Consider the following 1,389-nt stretch of genomic DNA (forward strand, 5'->3'; position numbering starts at 1 on the left):
ATTACCTTTTCTAGAAAGAAGCGCTTTCTTGAAGAAGAACTTTCCATTATCGAGCGCCTGGCTAGCACCTTGGTATTTCCTTTACGAAATGCAAAACTATATCAAGCAGCACTTCAATCAGCGCTTAGAGATGAGTTAACGGGTTGCGGCAATAAACGCGCACTTGATGCCAGCTTACACAGAGAGGCAGAGCTAGCGACACGTCACAACACCCCTCTTTCCGTTCTCATGCTTGATATTGATCATTTTAAACACGTCAACGATACATACGGACACCTAGCCGGTGATAGCGTCCTTCGCGACCTTGCAGCGACAATCAAAAAGTGCGCGCGTGGAAGTGATTTGTGTTTTCGCTACGGTGGCGAAGAGTTCGTATTAATTCTAGATGATACAGATGCCAATCAAGCTTTAAAAATTGCTGATCGAATCAGGCAGAGCGTAGAGCAACACACCTACCTATATAAGGGCAAAATTATCCCTGTAACCATTAGTGCTGGTACCTCGACCTTCATTCAAAGTGAAACCCTTGATAGCCTGAAAGAGCGAGCAGACAAGGCACTATATAGTGCAAAATTGAATGGTAGAAACCAGGCAGTTTCAAGCGAGCTAAATGACACCCTAACTACCTTGCCGATAAGTCACGCACATTAACAGCCACCAAAACCAACATCACGCTTTCTGAAGTAAAAATTTCGAAATTACACTTAGGAAACCCCTGTTATCCAGAGGTTTCGCTAAGGACTCTAGACCAGCCTCAATTGTATTAGCAGGGATTCGGTCGCGACGATCATTCATTAAGGCTTCAGAGTATTCACAAGTCCATTCCGGGTGCCCTTGGATACTAATCAAGGAATCACTCCATTGAACGGCAAAGTATGGACAAAAATCACTTGTCGCTAGAAGCTTGGATTCTTGCGGTATATTCTGGACTTGATCTTGATGGCTAACAATCATATTAAGGGCATTTCCCTCAAAGCCTAAGTCATAGGCGCACTTGGTTAATTCATTACTTGAAACACCTACACCCCAACCTTTAGAAGATTTCTCAACCGAACAATTCTTTGCTAAAGCCATGATCTGATGACCAAAGCAGATTCCAAACACAGGTATCGATACTCGATCCAGACATTGCACAAACTCTACTAATTTACTTATCCAGAACTCATTATCGTAGACACTGGCTTTGCTCCCAGTGATCACATAAAAACGAAAATCCTGTATCTGTTTAGGATATTCACCTTTACGCACATCATAAGTAAAAAACTCTAAGCTATGCGAGACCTGCGTAAAGCAATCTTCAACCATACCCGGATAGTTTCCGAAGTCGGTCCGGAACTTATCTAGCACGTCATCACACTGCAAAATGGCGACTTTATAGTTATCCATTAT

Annotated in this window: 2 protein-coding genes; one reads left to right on the forward strand and one right to left on the reverse strand. The window is 42.8% G+C overall.

Going from position 1 to position 1,389, the window contains the following annotated elements; all coding sequences use genetic code 11:
- Positions 1–651 (forward strand): GGDEF domain-containing protein (locus A3729_RS03905; protein WP_197475542.1); only part of this gene is annotated, 651 nt, incomplete at its 5' end.
- 18 nt (positions 652–669) lie between these two features.
- On the opposite strand, the gene A3729_RS03910 is transcribed toward A3729_RS03905, so the two are convergent.
- Positions 670–1,389, reverse strand: a 720-nt coding sequence (locus A3729_RS03910; RefSeq protein ID WP_156497633.1) for a GMP synthase, incomplete at its 5' end; no start/stop codon positions are given.

The sequence above is a fragment of the Oleiphilus sp. HI0043 genome (assembly GCF_001634935.1).